General features: G+C 71.4%; 9 protein-coding genes and 1 pseudogene. 9 read left to right on the top strand and 1 reads right to left on the bottom strand.

Annotated features, from left to right (window positions below):
* Positions 1-182: 182 nt before the first annotated feature.
* From aceA to ACFYOB_RS27025, 4 genes and pseudogenes are all read left to right on the top strand, one after another.
* Positions 183-1472 (top strand): isocitrate lyase, encoded by a 1290-nt coding sequence (gene aceA / locus ACFYOB_RS27040; RefSeq protein WP_388563667.1) that lies wholly within the window; start codon positions 183-185, stop codon positions 1470-1472.
* A gap of 118 nt (positions 1473-1590) precedes the next feature.
* The gene (gene aceB / locus ACFYOB_RS27035) at positions 1591-3186 is read left to right on the top strand and encodes a malate synthase A (RefSeq protein ID WP_388563665.1); all 1596 of its coding nucleotides are present in this window, start codon (positions 1591-1593) and stop codon (positions 3184-3186) included.
* On the top strand, positions 3183-4061 hold the full coding sequence (locus ACFYOB_RS27030) for a 3-hydroxybutyryl-CoA dehydrogenase (protein ID WP_388563663.1): 879 nt from the start codon (positions 3183-3185) through the stop codon (positions 4059-4061). The genes aceB and ACFYOB_RS27030 overlap by 4 nt, the downstream gene beginning before the upstream one ends.
* 60 nt (positions 4062-4121) lie before the next feature.
* A pseudogene (locus ACFYOB_RS27025) lies at positions 4122-4941 on the top strand (5-methyltetrahydropteroyltriglutamate--homocysteine S-methyltransferase); the annotation flags it as partial.
* 202 nt (positions 4942-5143) lie between these two features.
* On the opposite strand, the gene ACFYOB_RS27020 reads toward ACFYOB_RS27025, so the two are convergent.
* Positions 5144-6538 (bottom strand): MFS transporter, encoded by a 1395-nt coding sequence (locus ACFYOB_RS27020; RefSeq protein WP_388563661.1) that lies wholly within the window; start codon positions 6536-6538, stop codon positions 5144-5146.
* Positions 6539-6873: 335 nt separating this feature from the next.
* Here ACFYOB_RS27020 and ACFYOB_RS27015 point away from each other — a divergent pair, with 335 nt between their 5' ends.
* The 5 genes from ACFYOB_RS27015 to ACFYOB_RS26995 all read left to right on the top strand — a co-directional run bounded on the left by ACFYOB_RS27015 (position 6874) and on the right by ACFYOB_RS26995 (position 14651).
* Positions 6874-7842 carry a cyclase family protein gene (locus tag ACFYOB_RS27015; RefSeq protein WP_388563659.1) on the top strand — a complete coding sequence of 323 codons (969 nt, stop codon included), beginning with the start codon at positions 6874-6876 and terminating at the stop codon, positions 7840-7842.
* Positions 7843-7942: 100 nt separating this feature from the next.
* The gene (locus ACFYOB_RS27010) at positions 7943-10732 is read left to right on the top strand and encodes a SpoIIE family protein phosphatase (protein ID WP_388563657.1); all 2790 of its coding nucleotides are present in this window, start codon (positions 7943-7945) and stop codon (positions 10730-10732) included.
* A 113-nt stretch (positions 10733-10845) separates the two neighbouring features.
* On the top strand, positions 10846-12414 hold the full coding sequence (locus ACFYOB_RS27005) for a sugar ABC transporter ATP-binding protein (protein ID WP_388563655.1): 1569 nt from the start codon (positions 10846-10848) through the stop codon (positions 12412-12414).
* Positions 12414-13469, top strand: a complete 1056-nt coding sequence (locus ACFYOB_RS27000; protein WP_388563653.1) for an ABC transporter permease — start codon at positions 12414-12416, stop codon at positions 13467-13469. Before ACFYOB_RS27005 ends, ACFYOB_RS27000 begins: the two co-directional genes overlap by 1 nt.
* Positions 13470-13514: 45 nt before the next feature.
* On the top strand, positions 13515-14651 hold the full coding sequence (locus ACFYOB_RS26995; RefSeq protein WP_388563651.1) for a substrate-binding domain-containing protein: 1137 nt from the start codon (positions 13515-13517) through the stop codon (positions 14649-14651).
* The last annotated feature ends 29 nt before the right edge of the window (positions 14652-14680 follow it).

Genomic DNA, 14680 nt, shown 5'->3' with positions numbered 1-14680 from the left:
GCATAACTTGGCAGCCGTCCATGGTTGTTGGCACTGGGTGCCGCTGGGAGAGTCGTAACCACGGCCCGCCGGATCAGGCGGCTGAAGCGAAGCACGGGACCCAGCCCCGGCGGCCGCAACCCATCACTCGGCACGAGGTGCCATCGCTTGGCATCTTTCACACTCATGGAGACCGTGACCTCATGGCTCAGGCAGAGACGACGACGGCGGCAGCAGCGGACCTCGCGCGGCGGTGGGCGACCGATCCCCGCTGGGCGGGCATCGAGCGCACGTACACCCCCGAGGACGTGGTCCGGCTCTCCGGCAGCGTCCGCGAGGAGCACACCCTCGCCCGCCGCGGCGCCGAACGGCTCTGGCGGCAGCTGCACGAGCTGGACTACGTCCACGCCCTCGGCGCGCTCACCGGCGGTCAGGCCGTCCAGCAGGTCCGGGCCGGGCTCCAGGCCATCTACCTGTCCGGCTGGCAGGTCGCCGCCGACGCCAACCAGGCCGGGCACACCTACCCCGACCAGAGCCTCTACCCGGTCAACTCGGTTCCCCAGGTGGTGCGCAGGATCAACAACGCCCTGCTGCGCGCCGACCAGATCGCCACTGCCGAGGGCGGCGCGGACCGCACCGACTGGCTGGCTCCGATCGTCGCGGACGCCGAGGCCGGATTCGGCGGCCCGCTCAACGCCTTCGAGCTGACCAAGGCGATGATCGCGGCCGGTGCGGCAGGCGTCCACTACGAGGACCAGCTCGCCTCCGAGAAGAAGTGCGGCCACCTCGGCGGCAAGGTCCTGGTGCCGACCTCCCAGCACATCCGCACCCTCAACGCCGCCCGCCTCGCCGCCGACATCGCCGACACCCCGACGCTGGTCATCGCCCGTACGGACGCCCTCGCCGCGAACCTGCTGACCAGCGATGTCGACGAGCGCGACGCGCGGTTCGTCACCGGCGAGCGCACCGCCGAGGGCTTCTACCACGTGCAGAACGGCATGGCCCCGGTCATCGCCCGCGGCCTCGCATACGCCCCGTACGCCGATCTCATCTGGGTGGAGACCGGCACGCCCGATCTGGCGCAGGCCCGCGAGTTCGCCGAGGCGATCCACGCCCGGTACCCGGACCAGATGCTCGCCTACAACTGCTCGCCCTCCTTCAACTGGAAGGCGGCCCTGGACGACGACCAGATCGCCAAGTTCCAGCGGGAGCTGGGTGCCATGGGCTACCGCTTCCAGTTCATCACCCTGGCCGGCTTCCACTCCCTCAACCACGGCATGTTCGACCTCGCCCGCGGCTACGCCGAGCACGGGATGACCGCGTACGTCGACCTGCAGGAGCGCGAATTCGCCGCGCAGGCCCATGGGTTCACCGCGGTCAAGCACCAGCGCGAGGTCGGCACCGGCTACTTCGACCTCGTCTCCACCGCAGTCAACCCCGCCTCCTCCACCACCGCGCTCGCGGGCTCCACCGAGGAAGAGCAGTTCCACTAGCCGGGCCGCTGCCGGGAACCCCGGCCTCCGGCAGGCAGGCGGGGGCCGGGCCGGCCCCCCTGCCTGGACCGTCTTCGCTCGAACGCCCTCCCCCGAACGTCCTCCCTCAGGAGACCCCATGTCCACCCACGCACTGACCCGCCGTGTCCAGGTCCTCGGGGCACCGGGCGACCGTCACGAGGAGATCCTCACCCCCGAGGCGCTGGAGTTCATCGGCCGTCTCGACACCGCCTTCGGCGAGCGCCGGCCGGAGCTCCTCAAGGAGCGACGGCGCCGGTCGGCCAAGCTGGCCTCGGGCACTGCGCTCGACTTCTCCGTCGCCACCTCGGCCGTCCGCGCCGACCCGCATTGGCGGGTGGCCGCGCCCGCTCCGGGCCTGACCGACCGCCGGGTCGAGATCACCGGCCCGCCCGAGCGGCGGATGACGGTCAACGCCCTCAACTCCGGCGCGCGGGTGTGGATGGCCGACTTCGAGGACGCCACCTCCCCCACCTGGGACAACATCATCGGCGGGCAGCTGAACCTGCGTGACGCGATCGACCGGCGCATCGACTTCACCACGCCCGGGGGCAACGAGTACCGGCTCGGGCAGGACCTCGCCACGATCATGGTCCGCCCTCGCGGCTGGCACCTCCTCGAAGAGCACCTGGAGATCGACGGCCGCCCGGTCTCCGCCTCGCTCGTCGACTTCGGCCTGTACTTCTTCCACTGCGCGCAGCGGCAGATCGACGCCGGGTACGGCCCGTACTTCTACCTTCCCAAGCTGGAGAACCGCTACGAGGCCCGCCTCTGGAACGACGTCTTCGTCCTCGCCCAGGAGCTCCTCGGAATCCCCCGCGGCACCGTGCGGGCCACCGTACTCATCGAGACGGTCACCGCCGCCTTCGAGATGGAGGAGATCCTCTACGAGCTGCGCGAGCACAGCGCCGGCCTGAACGCGGGCCGCCGGGACTACCTCTTCAGCCTGATCAAGACCTTCGCCCACCGCACCGACTTCCTGCTCCCCGACCGGGCCAAGGTCACCATGACCGCCCCCTTCATGCGGGCGTACACCGAACTGCTCGTCCGCACCTGTCACAAGCGCGGCGCCCACGCCGTCGGAGGCATGGCCGCCCACGTCCCCGGCACGGACGCGGCGGCCAACGAGGCCGCACTGGCCCGGGTCCGGCTGGACAAGGAACGGGAGGCCGAGGCCGGATTCGACGGCTCCCGGGTCGCGCACCCGGGCCTCGTGCCCGTCTGCCGGGAGGTCTTCGACGCGGTCCTCGGCGACCGGCCGCACCAACTGGACCGTACCCGCGACGACGTCGCCGTCCATGCCGCCGATCTGCTCTCGGTGCGCCGGATCAGCGGCCCGCCGACACCGGAGGGCGTACGCGCCGACGTCGCCGTGGCGCTGCGGTACTCCGACGCCTGGCTGCGCGGGCAGGGCGCGGTCGCCCTGAACGGGCTGATGGAGGACGCGGCGACGGCCGAGATCGCGCGCGTGCAGCTCTGGCAGTGGGTGCGCCACGGCGCCCTCACCCGCGAGTACGTCCTCGGTCTCCTCGACACCGAGTGCGCCGCTCTCGCCGGGGAACAGCCCGGCGCCCTGGTGGCCGAGGCGCGCCGGCTCCTGGAGGAGACCGCGCTCGGCCTCACCCTGCCGCCCTTCTTCACCACCGCCGCCTACACCCGCCACCTCGTCCGCCGTACGGAGGCCGCCCGCTCATGAACATCTCGAACAGCCCTGTCCGCCGGGTCGGTGTCGTCGGAGGCGGCCAGATGGGAGCCGGGATCGCCGAGGTGTGCGCCCGCGCGGGACTCGACACCGTCGTCTGCGAAGCCGACGCCACCGCCGCGCGGGCGGCCCGCGAACGTGTCGCGATGTCCCTGGAACGGGCCGTCCAGCGCGGGAAGCTCGACCGTCTCTCCGCGGACGACGCCCTCGCCCGCCTCGTCTTCACCGGCAGCCTCGACGAGCTCGCCGACCGGCAGCTCGTCATCGAAGCCGTCACCGAGAACGCCGAGGCCAAGACGGAGCTCTTCAACTCGCTCGACAAGATCGTCGAGGATCCGGAGGCCATCCTCGCCTCGAACACCTCCGCCATCCCGATCATGCGCCTGGGTATGGCCACGGGCCGCGCGGACCGGGTCGTGGGCCTGCACTTCTTCAACCCGGTCCCCGTCCTCCCCCTCGTGGAGATCGTCTCCTCCCTCCACACCACGGAGGAGACCGTCCGAGCGGTGGACGGCTTCGCCCGCGACATCCTGGGCAAGAGCACGATCCGCTCCCGGGACCGGGCCGGCTTCGTGGTCAACGCGCTCCTCGTGCCCTACCTCCTCTCGGCCATTCGGATGGCCGAATCCGGGTACGCCACGCCCGCCGACATCGACACCGGCATGGAGCTGGGCTGCGCCCACCCCATGGGCCCTCTCAAGCTGGCGGACCTCATCGGCCTCGACACCGTCGCCGCCATCGCCGGGTCGATGTACGAGGAGTTCAAGGAGCCCCTGTACGCCCCACCGCCATTGCTCCGGCGGATGGTGCAGGCGGGACTGCTGGGCCGGAAGTCCGGCCGCGGCTTCCACACGTACGACCGGGGCTGAGGGGCTCCGGTCGCCTGCGCCGGGACCCGGCTCTTGAAGAGGCCGGTGCCCGCGACTGCGAAGGGATACTGGAAGGGCCGCGTCAGTGCCGAAGCCCTCCGTGAGAGCGCCCGGAACCTGCGGCGGTCGAACTGGCTGCGGCTCGCCGAGCCTGGCATCACCGACGTGCCGACCGGCGACGTCTCGTACTACGACCACGTGCTGGACACCAGCGTGATGGTCGGTGCGATCCCCGCCTGGCACCGCGCCGCGGTCCAGGGCGACGCCCTCGACGGCTACTTCGCGATGGCGCGCGGCACCAGGACGTGGCGCCGCTGGAGATGACCAAGTGGTTCGACACCAACTACCACTAGCTCGTACCCGAACTCGGCCCCGACACCGCCTTCGCCGCCGACTCCGCCGGCAGGTGGCGGAGCTGCGCGAGGCCCTCGACCTCGGGCTGGCCGCCCGGCCCGTGCTGGTCGGCCCGGTCACCTACCTCCTGCTGGCCAAGCCCGCCCCGGGCGTTGCCGCCGGCTTCGAGCCGTTGACACTGCTCGACCGGCTGCTGCCCGTCTACGCCCGGGTCCTCGCCGACCTCCGCGCGGCGGGCGCCGAGTGGGTGCAGCTGGACGGGCCCGCCCTCGTCCAGGACCGGACCCGGGCCGAGCTGGGCGCCGCGGCCCGCGCCTACCGCGTGCCCGGCGCGCTCGCGGACCGGCCCAAGCTGCTGGTCGCCTCGTACTTCGACCGGCTGGGCGAGGCGCTGCCGGTGCTGGCCGAGGCGCCCGTCGAGGGGCTGGCGCTGGACTTCACCGAGCGGGCCGCCGCCAACCTCGCCGATCTCGCCGCCGTGGGCGGCCTGCCCGGCAAGCGTCTGGTCGGCGCTGCTGCGGAAGGCACTGGAGGCGATCCCGGCCGAGCGGCTGTGGGTCAATCCCGACTGCGGCCTGAAGACCCGCGGCTACCCGAGACGCGGGTTTGCCTGGAGCACCTGGTCGCCGCGGCCCAGGAGGTCCGTACGGAACTTCCCGCCGTCCGACCCCGGCCGGGCAGGGAAGGGAGCCGGCCGCGCTCTTCCCGGCTTCGGCCGGCCCGACCGGTCAGGCGGTCTCAGCAGGCGACCGGGTCCGGGGGAGGAACGCCGCCGCGGCGAGGCCGACGAGCCCCAGGGCTGCCAGTGTGATCATCGAGGCGGCGTAGGCGTGGGTACTGAGGCCGGCGACGAGAATGGTGCCGACGACCGCGGTGCCGAGGGACGAGCCGAGGTTGGAGATGCTGCGTGACAGCCCCGAGATCTCGCCCTGCCGCTCCTCCGGGAAGCTCGACTGTACGACGTTGACCGACGGGGTCAGCATCACACCGAGTCCGAGGCCGATCAGCAGCAGTCCGGGTGCGAAGGCCCAGGCACTGGGCGAGCCGCTGACCACGGCCAGCAGGACGACGATTCCGGCGATCACCACGACGAACCCCGTCATGACGAGCGTGCGCTGTGCCCACCGCTTCGCCAGGCGTTCGGCCGCCAGTGACGAGACGAGCAGGCCGAGCGTGGACGCCGTGAAGATCACGCCGGTCTGGATCGCGTCGTATCCGCGGACGACCTGGAGGTAGGTCGCGACGACGAACGACGTCCCCATCAGCACGAGCCACTGGATGTTCTGCGTGACGAGACCCAGGTTGGAGGTGCGGTTGCGGAACAGACTCGTCGACAGGAGCGGCTCCTTGCCCGCCCGCTCCTGCGCACGTACCCATCGGAAGAACCACAGCAGCACGAGGGCACCGAGGACGATCAGACCGATCATCAGCCAGACGTTGTCGTCGGCTGCCAGGATCCCCGTGACTATGAGGATGAGGCCGACGGCCGAGAGGACCGCCCCTCCGGTGTCGAAGTGACGGGTGGGATCCGGTGGCAGGGGATCCTTGATCCGGCGGCTCAGCATGATGATCAATGCGATCACCAGGGCCTGGAACACGAAGGCCGCCCGCCAGCTGATGGCCGAGGTGATGAGTCCGCCGATCAGCGGCCCCGCGGCGGCGCCGACGCCGCCCAGCGCCATGACGGTACCGAACGCGCGGGCACGTGACGTCACTCCCGTGAAGAGCAGCGTCGTGAGGATGTAGACGGGCGGGATGAGCAGCGCGGTGCCGACACCCTCCAGGATCGAGTTGCCGAGGATGAGGACGCCCAGGCCGGGCGCGGCCGCGCTCAACAGGGCGCCGACGCCGTACACGGTCAGGCCCGTCAGGAAACACTGCTTGCGGCCGTAGCGGTCGGTCAGCTTGCCGCCGGGGATCATCAGCGCGGCCATGACGAGGAGGAAGATCGTGATGGCGACCTGCACGCCCTGCACGGTGGTGTTCAGGTCCGTGCTGATGTCGTTGATCATCACGTTCATGTTCGAGCCGGCGAAGCTGCAGATGAACTGGGCCAGCGCGAGTGGGGCGAGCACCCCGCGCACCGCACCGGCCGTACGTCCCGAGGTTTCCGCTTCAGCCACCAGCGGCCTCCTTCTGCCGTGTCGAGCGTGTGGCGTCGCGCGCGCTCAGCGGGGCCGGTTCGGTCTGCGTCAAGCGTGCGCCGCAGCCGAGCTCACCGCACTCCGAACAGGGAGCGCCGCGAGGGCGCGGGCCGAGACTGCTGAAACATTGCGGCGGCAGGTCCGCGCGCCCTCGTTCCCGTGCCGCACACGAGCGGGAATCCTGGCCGGGGTGGCGCCGGGCGCATCGTGCGCGCGAAGCGCCGGACCCCGCCCTCGATCTCACCGGCGCCGGGAGCCGTAGCGCCCGGCGCCCCGCGCCGACAGCCGTACGAACCATGGAGCGCCGAGAACACATGAGCAGCAACCCCGCCGATGCCCCCACTCCCCCACCGGCCGGTCCCGGCGGCGGGGCCGCCGTCTCCCGTCAGGAGTTCGACGCACTCTTCGAGGCGGTCCGCGCATGGGGCCGGTGGGCCACAGCCGACCGCGGTGCGTGGAACAGGGTGACAGCGGGCCACGTGCGCAGGGCGGCCGACCTGATCCGGTCCGGCACGGTCGTCCCGATGGGACTGCCCTGGGACACCCGGACCGGACCGGACAACGCGAAGCCCGCCTTGCACTACATGTCCGACCTGGGCGACGTGGAGACCCCGGAACCGTCCACCTACAAGGACTTCCTCGCCGTGGACTACCACGGCAAGGGCGTGAGCCATCTCGACGCACTGTCGCACGTCGCCTACCGAGGGCAACTCTACGACGGTCACGCGGCGCGCGAGGAGATCGATGCCGGCGGTGCCCGCTTCGGCGCCGTGCCGGCGCTCGGCCCGCTGGTCACCAAGGGCGTACTCCTCGACCTGCCCGTCGCCCTCGGCATCGCATGGCTGGAACCCGGGCATGCGGTGCACGCCGAGGACGTGGTCGCAGCGGAGAAGGCCCTCGACGTGACGATCGGGGGCGGCGACGCGGTGCTGCTGCGGTCCGGGCGCTTCCGCCGCCGCAGGGAGGCCGGCCCCTGGAACTCCGACACGGCAAGTGCGGGCTGGCACGTGGACGCCATGCCGTTGCTGGCCGAGCGCGCCATCGCCCTGCTCGGCGCCGACGGGGACAGCGACGTACGGCCGTCGCCGGTCGAGGGCCTGCACTCCCCCGTCCACGCGCTCGCTGTCACGGCCATGGGGGTGCCACTGCTGGACAACCTCGACCTCGAATCACTCTCGGCCGCCTGCGCCGAGGCCGGCCGCTACGAGTTCATGCTCGTCGTGACGCCGCTGAACGTCCCCGGGGGGACCGGCTCACCCGTCAATCCGGTCGCGATCCTGTGACGCCCGGCCTGCCGATCGCTCGCCCCTGCTCATCCTGAAAACGTGAGGAATATACTCAAATCTGGCTATCGGGACCATTCCGGCGAGGGAAGTGGTGCAGATGGGGGTCGTGGAAGAGCGCATCGGCCCCGTGCGTTCCCGTGACCGATTCCTGCACGGCGAATCGGTCGAGTCGGTCGAGGGGAGCGTGAGAAATCCGATCCTGAGCTCGTGGGAGCGCAGTCGGCTGCTGGGGCTGTCGCCGGACCAGTCCGAGCTTCCTTTCACCCAGGACTTCGACGCGGAGGGTCCGCTCGTCCGCGCCGCCGAGCCCGTCCTCGACCGGCTGCAATCGATCTTCGCGGGCAGCCGGATGAACATCAGTCTCGCCGATGGGCACGGCACGGTGCTCGAACGCCGTTTCGGAGAGAAGTCCATGGTCACCCGCCTGCCCGCGATCCAGAGCGTTCCCGGTTTCGTGTTCGCCGAGCAGTTCGCGGGGACGAACGGCATCGGTCTCACGCTCGCGGAGAGGCGGCTCTGCCAGGTCTACGGCGCCGAGCACTTCGCCGAGCGCTCGCAGTCAAGTGCCTGTACCGCGATCCCCGTTCGCGACCAGATCAGCGGTCACATCGAGGGCGTACTGTGCCTCGGTTATCCCTACACCGACGCGGACCCGGCGCTGGTCCCCCTGGTACGCAGGGCGGCCGAAGCCATCGAACGGCGGCTGATGGAGCAGAGTTCGGCGCGGGAGCGCGGTCTGCTGCAGGCCTACCTCGACGCCGGGAGCCGTGCCCGGATCAGCGAGGGCGCACACAACGGGTACCCCCTCGGAATGGACGAGCTGCTCCAGAGCGACCTGGACCAGAACGACCAGATGCTCCTCAAGCAGAAGGCCACCGAGCTGATGTCCGCGGCCCACCGGGCGGCTGTCGAGGTATTGCTGTCCCACGACCGCCGGATCACCCTCGTGAGCCGTCCCGTGACGAGCACCTCCGGGGTGGAGGGCGTCGTCATCGAGGCGCTCATCCCCGAGGACTCGGAGCGGCACGCCCCCGCCCCGACGCCCGCCCACGACGTCCCGCCGCCGGGGCGGAGCCCCCGCGTCACACCCGGTCCGGCGCCGACGACGGTCCGTACACCCGGCGCACCGCGCATCGCCGACTCCGCCGACTCCGCCGACGGGATGGTCAGAGGGCTGGTGCTGGTGGGCGAGCCGGAGGTGGGGAAGTACGCCGTCGCGGCACGACGTCGCCTGGAGCTGCTGGCCGAAGCCAGCAACCGCATCGGCACCACCTTGGACGTGAGCCGCACCGCCTGGGAACTCGCCGAGACAGCGGTCCCGCGCCTGGCCGACTTCGTCACCATCGACCTGCCCGAGGCCGTGCTACGCGGCGAGGAGTCCCACGAGCCCACCGCCGAAATGCACCGTACGGTGGTTCACGGCATCCGCGAGGACTGCCCCTTCTACCCGGTGGGACAGCAGATCACCCTGCAGCCGGCCACGCCCCACATGCGCTGCCTGAACACGGGGGAGCCCGTGCTGGACCCCGACCTGAAGGCCGCCCTCGGCTGGATCTCCCAGGACCCCGAGCACGCCGAACGCCTCCTCGCCCACAACATCCACTCGCTCATCACCGTCCCCCTGCTCGCCCGCGGCGTCCTCCTGGGCATCGCCAGCTTCTACCGTTCGCAGGACCCCGCACCCTACGGGGACGACGACCGCTCACTGGCCCAGGAACTCGCCGCCCGCGCAGCCCTGTGCATGGACAACGCCCGCCGCTACACCCGCGAACACGCCCTGGCCCTGTCCCTGCAACGCAGCCTGCTGCCGCGCGGCCTTCCCGAGCAGGGGGCCGTCGAGGTCGCCCACCGCTACCTGCCCGCCGAGTCCGGAGTGGGCGGTGACTGGTTCGACGTCATCCCCCTCTCCGGCACCCGCGTCGCCCTCCTGGTCGGCGATGTCGTCGGCCACGGGCTGCACGCCGCCGCCACGATGGGCCGGCTGCGCACCGCCGCACGCAACTTCGCCGAACTGGAACTCGCCCCCGACGAACTCCTCACCCACCTGGACAACCTGATGGTGCGCCTCGACCGGGAGGAGGACGGGGACAATCCCCCCTTCGGCAGCACCGGCATCGTGGGCGCCACCTGCCTGTACGCCATCTACGATCCCACCTCGCAGCTGTGCACCATGGCCCGCGCCGGCCACCCTCCGCCCGCGCTGGTCCGTCCCGACGGCACCGTGACGCTCCTCGACCTGCCCGCCGGGCCCCCTCTCGGCCTCGGCGGTCTGCCCTTCGAATCAGCCGAGATCCACCTCCCCGAACACAGCCAGCTGGTCCTCTACACCGACGGACTCCTCGACGACCGCCATCGCGACGTCGACGCGGCCCTCGACGAGCTGCGCCTCGTACTGGCCCACCCGGACCGCGCTCCGGAGGACACCTGCCAAGCGGTCCTCGACGCCGTGGCACCCGAGCATCCCGGCGACGACATCGCACTGCTCGTCGCCCGCACCAACGCCGTGCCCTCCGATCGGATCGCCACCTGGGAACTGCCCTCCGACCCGGCCCTCGTCTCGGACGTCCGTGCCGCTGCCGTGAGCCGCCTGAGCGAGTGGGGGCTGGACGAGTCCGCTTTCGCCACGGAACTGCTGCTCAGCGAGCTGGTCACGAACGCCGTCCGGTACGGCACCGCGCCCATCCGGGTACGCCTCATCCGCGACCGCACCCTGATCTGCGAGGTGCACGACGCCAGCAGCACCGCCCCGCGCATGCGTCATGCGGCCAGCACGGACGAGGGCGGCCGTGGCCTGTTCCTCGTCGCGCAGCTCGCCCAGGCCTGGGGCACCCGCTACACCACCGACGGCAAGGTCATCTGGGCGGAGTGCAGCCTGGACGCCGCGTGACCTGCGACCGGCGCATTCGGGAGGGGCGCAAATGCCGGACATACAGTGACAGATCCACATAGAATCCCTCATGCAGTCGGGAAGAACTCGGAGGCCGACCCCCGGAGAAGTCTGTGCATGACGCTCCCGACACCTCGGCGGGCTCGCCCTCGCCCTCGCGCTTCGACGGAGAACCACTCGTCCGCGTGCGCGGTCTCGGCAAGCGGTTCGGCGGCACCCTCGCGCTTGCCTCGGTCGACCTCGACATCCACAGGGGCAGCGTCCTCGCGCTGCTGGGCCCCAACGGCGCCGGGAAGTCCACCCTCATCAAGGTGCTCGCGGGAATCCACCACGCCGACGAGGGCGAGGTGACGGTGGCCGGGCACCCGCTCGGCTCCCACGGCGCCACCCGCGCCATGTCCTTCATCCACCAGGATCTCGGTCTCGTCGAGTGGATGACGGTGGCCGAGAACATCGCCCTGGGCACCGGCTACCCACGGCGCTGCGGACTGGTCTCCTGGCGGCAGGCCCGAGTGCGCTGCGAAGAGGCCCTGCGGATCGTCGCCGGGCATCTGGACGCCGACGCCCGGATCGCCGACCTCGCCCCCGCAGAGCGCTCGCTGGTCGCCATCGCCCGCGCCCTGGCCAGACAGGCCGAGCTCATCGTCCTCGACGAGCCGACCGCCACCCTCCCCGCCCAGGACTGCGCACGGCTGTTCGACGTACTGCACGCCCTGCGCGACCGCGGACACGGCATCCTCTACGTCAGCCACCGGCTCGACGAGGTGTACGAGGTCGCCGACACGTTCGCCGTCCTGCGTGACGGCCGCCTGGTCGACCGGGGTCCGCTCGCCGGATACGACCCCGCCCGCCTGGTGCGCGCCATCGTGGGCCGCGAACCGGCCGAATACGCCCCCGCCACCACCACCTCGGCCGCCGTGCGCGCCGCCGGCCCGCCCCTCCTCAGTCTCGACGGCCTGAGCACCGCGTACACCGAACAGGTCAGCCTCGACCTGCGGGCCGGCGAAATCCTCGGCATGGTGGGTCTGACCGGCGCGGGCCACATGGACCTGGGCCGCGCCCTGGCCGGCGCCCGGCCGGTCCTCGGCGGCCGGGCACTGCTCGACGGCCTGCCGTACCACCCCCGTACGGTCTCGGAGGCCCTCGCCTCCGGCGTCGGCTTCGTGGCGGGCAACCGTCAGGAGGAAGGCTGCGCGGCCGAACTGACCGTACGGGAGAACTTCCTGGCGAACCCCCGGGCAGCCGGCGTGCCCGCCTTGCGCTGGATCAGCCCGCGGCGCGAGCGCGCCGAAGCCACCGCGCTGATCGACCGGTTCTCGGTGCACCCCCGCGACAGCGAGGTGCCCATCGCCACCCTGTCCGGAGGCAACCAGCAGAAGGTGATGGTCGGGCGGTCGCTCCGGGGGAGCCTGCGCCTGCTCATCCTGGAGGAGCCGACCGCCAGCGTGGACGTCGGCGCCAAGGCGACGATCTACCGGCTGCTCGACGACGCGCTGGCCTGCGGCCTGGCGGTCCTGCTCATCTCCACCGATTTCGAAGAGGTCGTCAAGGTGTGCCACCGCGCTCTGGTCTTCGTCCGCGGGACCGTGAGCGCCGAGCTGACCGGCGACGCCCTCACCGTCACCGAACTCACCCGGACCGCTTCGGCCGTGCCCCCCGTCACCGGAACCGCTACGAGCTGATGACCATCCCTCCCTCGCTCCGGTCCCTGGCCGACCGCCTGCACGGCCATCTCCTGGGCACCTACGGCCTCCTGGCCCTCACCTCCCTGCTCTTCCTGGTCTTCTCCCTCGCTCTGCCCGGCACCTTCCCGACCCGGGACAACATCTCCTCGATCCTCTCGAACCAATCCATCCCCGCGATCCTCGCTCTCGGCGCGACGATCCCCATCGCCACCGGCAAGTTCGACCTGTCCATCGGCTACGGGCTGGGCCTCGCGCACGTCATGGTCATGCAGCTCATCGTCAACGAGGGCTGGCCCTGGCCCCTCGCCTGCCTCGCGGTGGTCCTCGGAGGCGTGGTGGCCGGCGCCCTCAACGGCGTCATCGTCGAGTTCGGGCAGATCGACTCCTTCATCGCCACGCTCGGCACCGGCAGCATGATGTACGCCTGCACCGGCTGGATCACCGACGGCACCCGGATCGTCCCGGGCCCGGCCGGCCTGCCTGCCTCCTTCACCGACGTCTACGACTCCAGATTCCTCGGCCTGCCGCTGCCCGCCTTCTACGTCCTCGCCATCACGGCCGTCCTCTGGGTGGTTCTGGAGCGGCTGCCGCTCGGCCGGTACCTGTACGTCATCGGCTCCAACCCGCGCACCGCCGGCATCATCGGCATCCCCACCCGCACCTACTCCGTCTACGCCTTCGCCGGATCGGGCCTAGTCGTCGGCTTCGCCGGGGTGCTGCTCGCCGCCCAGCAGCAGACCGGCAACCCGAGCGTCGGGCTGGACTACCTGCTGCCCGCCTTCGTCGGTGCGCTGCTCGGGTCCACCACGGTCAGACCCGGCCGTGCCAACGCGCTCGGCACCCTCGTGGCCGTCGCCGTCCTCGCCGTCGGCCTCGCCGGCATCGGCCAGCTCGGCGCCCAGTTCTGGGCCACGCCGCTGTTCAACGGCATGACCCTGCTCATCGCCGTCGGCCTGGCCGGCTACGAGGCCCGCCGCCGCCTGCGCGGCGGCGCCACCGCGACCCGCCGCTCCCCCGCGGACAGCCGCCCCCAGAGCCGCCAGAGCCCTTAGAGCCCTACTCGAACACTTCGTACGCGCACCCGCGTCAGGAGCACCGTGTACTCGAACCGCAAGACCACCGTCACAGCCGCAGCCCTGTTCGCGGCAGCCGCCGCCCTGGTGGCCGGCTGTGAGCGCGGCCCACAGGCCGGCACCGGGCCGTCGGACGCCGGTTGCCCCGCCACCCAGGCGAAGGCCGAGACCGCCGTCCGGCAGGCCGAGAACACCGATGCGTCGTGGACCGGCCCCACCACGGGCCCCGCGGCGGTTCCCGACAGAACCGTCGTCTACGTCGCGCAGACCATGACCAACCCCGGTGTCGCGGGCGTCGCCAAGGGCGTCGAGGAAGCGGCGAAGATCACCGGCTGGAAGGTCCGGGTGATCGACGGAGAGGGCACGCCCGCCGGCATCCAGGCCGCGCTCAGCCAGGCGATCACCCTCAAGCCCTCAGGCATCGTCATCGGCGGTTTCGATCCCGGTCTGACCTCGCAGCAGGTGGCCCGGGCCCAGGCGGCGGGGATCCCGCTCATCGGCTGGCACGCGGTGGCCTCCCCCGGCCCGAGCGAGAAGCCCGAGCTCTTCACCAACATCACCACGAAGGTCGAGGACGTGGCGAAGATCAGCGCGGACTGGATCATCGCCCGGTCCAAGGGCAGCGCCGGAACCGTCCTCTTCACCGACGACTCGATCCCGTTCGCCAGGAACAAGGCCGAACTGATCAAGCGCGAGCTGGCAACCTGTTCCGGCGTGCGGCTCCTGGCGTACGTGAACATCCCCATCCCGGACGCGAGCAGCCGCACCCCCCAGGAGGTGTCCTCCCTCCTGTCCCGCTTCCAGGACGAGTGGACGTACTCCGTCGCCATCAACGATCTCTACTTCGCCGACGCCGCCCCGGCGCTCCGCGCGGCCGGCAAACCGGGGTCCGGGCCGCCCTTCAACATCGGCGCGGGCGACGGCGACCCCTCCGCCTTCCAGCGCATCAACAGCAAGCAGTTCCAGGCCGCGACCGTCCCCGAGCCCCTGTCCCAGCAGGGCTGGCAGATCGTCGACGAGTTCAATCGCGCGTTCGCGGGCCGGCCCGCCAGCGGCTACGTCGCCCCCGTCCACGTCGCCACGGCCGAGAACAGCGGCGGTGCCACGTCCTGGGACCCGTCCGGCTACCGCGAGGCGTACGAGAAGATCTGGCGCGGATAGCGGCCTCGTACGCGGACGGCGCGCTCACC

It is taken from the genome of Streptomyces sp. NPDC006463 (genome assembly GCF_042870715.1).
Lineage (GTDB): Bacteria > Actinomycetota > Actinomycetes > Streptomycetales > Streptomycetaceae > Streptomyces.
The sequence above is the reverse complement of the archived record's forward strand: the minus strand, read 5'-3'. Positions and strand labels throughout refer to the sequence as shown.